1 protein-coding gene is annotated in these 1,342 nt (G+C 72.0%); it reads right to left on the bottom strand.

Annotated features, from left to right (window positions below; translation table 11 throughout):
* Positions 1 to 48: 48 nt before the first annotated feature.
* On the bottom strand, positions 49 to 1,107 hold the full coding sequence (locus A6V29_RS03405) for an IS110 family RNA-guided transposase (protein WP_137158993.1): 1,059 nt from the start codon (positions 1,105 to 1,107) through the stop codon (positions 49 to 51).
* Positions 1,108 to 1,342: the final 235 nt, after the last annotated feature.

Below are 1,342 nucleotides of genomic sequence, written 5' to 3'. Positions count from 1 at the left end.
GGATGCTCCTATGGATCGTCAAGCCGCTGCTGCGAGGTTCGCGGCGGGCTAGGCTGGGCGTAGCACGTAGTAGAGCTCGCGGGCGATCATGCGCTTGAGGCAGCGGATGATGTCCTTCTTCGACAGGCCTTCCTTGGTGCGGCGTTCGACGTAGGCGCGGGTGCGGGGATCCCAGCGCATCCGGCAGAGCACGACCCGGTAGAGCGCGGCGTTGGCCTGCCGGTCGCCGCCGCGGTTGAGGCGGTGGCGGTTGGTCTTGCCCGAGGAAGCCGGGATCGGGGCGGCGCCGCAGAGCATGGCGAAGGCCGGCTCGGAGTGCAGCCGGTCGGTGTTCTGCCCGGCGGTGACCAGCAGCTGGCCAGCGACGTCGGCGCCGACGCCGTTGCGCGCCATGAGGTCGGGGTTGATCTGTTCGATGAGCGGCCCGATGAGCGCGTCGAGGTCGTCGATCTCCTCGGTCAGGGCGCTGTGGCGGCGGGCCAAGGAGCGCAGCGCGGTCTTGGCTGCTTGCTCCGGGTCGCCGATGCGGGCGGTGTCGGGGCGCAGGGCGGCGCAGGTGGCGATCAGCCGGACCCCGGTGAGGCCGCGCAGCTGGGCGCGCAGGTCCTCGGGGGCGGTGACGATCAGCGCCTTGATCCGTCGCTGGCAGTCGGCGCGCTGGTCGATGGCGCTGCGGCGGGCCACCCGCAGGTTGCGCAGCGCCTCCACCTCGCCGCTGCGCTGCTTGGGGATGCCGGTGCGTCTGCGGGCCAGCGCGGTGCGCGCGGCGGCCTCGGCATCGAGCGGGTCGGACTTACCGGCGAACCGCCGGGTCTTGCGGTCGGGCCGGTCGACCTCGAGCATCGGCACGCCCTGGGCGGCCAGGTGACGGGCCAGGCCGGCGCCGTAGACGCCGGTGCCTTCGATCCCGACGACCAGCAGGGCGCCGAAGGCGCGCAGCCAGGCCAGCAACTGCCGGTAGCCGGCCGCGGTGGCCGGGAACTGGCGGTGGCCCAGCAGCCGTCCGGCGGTGTCGATCGCGGCGGCGGTGTGGGTGTCGGCATGTGTGTCCACGCCGCCGGCTACCTGGACCTGGTCTGGGGTGCTCTCTGGTGCGATGGTGGTCATCGCCGTCCTCCTCGTTCGCAACCGACAGGGCGGCACGCACCGCCGGGCGAACGGACAAGACAGTGATGGGTGCCTGCTGGCACAGGCTCCTATGAGGTCACACCGCCACGACCGGTGAGTGCAGCGAGCCCCGCAGCGGACCGAACCGACAGATCCCGTTGAAGACCCGAAGTCAGTCAGGCGCTGGGTCAGGAACGACCGCTGCGGGGCTCGCCTACATCCTCACTGTCAGGCG

Origin of the sequence: Blastococcus sp. CCUG 61487, from assembly GCF_005222955.1 — a bacterium.
Lineage (GTDB): Bacteria > Actinomycetota > Actinomycetes > Mycobacteriales > Geodermatophilaceae > Blastococcus.
This window is presented reverse-complemented; position numbering and strand designations above follow the sequence as displayed.

What these genes read in the sequence shown, in the direction of transcription:
- A6V29_RS03405 (WP_137158993.1), bottom strand. Translation starts at nt 1,107, where the DNA reads ATGACCACCATCGCACCAGAGAGCACCCCAGACCAGGTCCAGGTAGCC.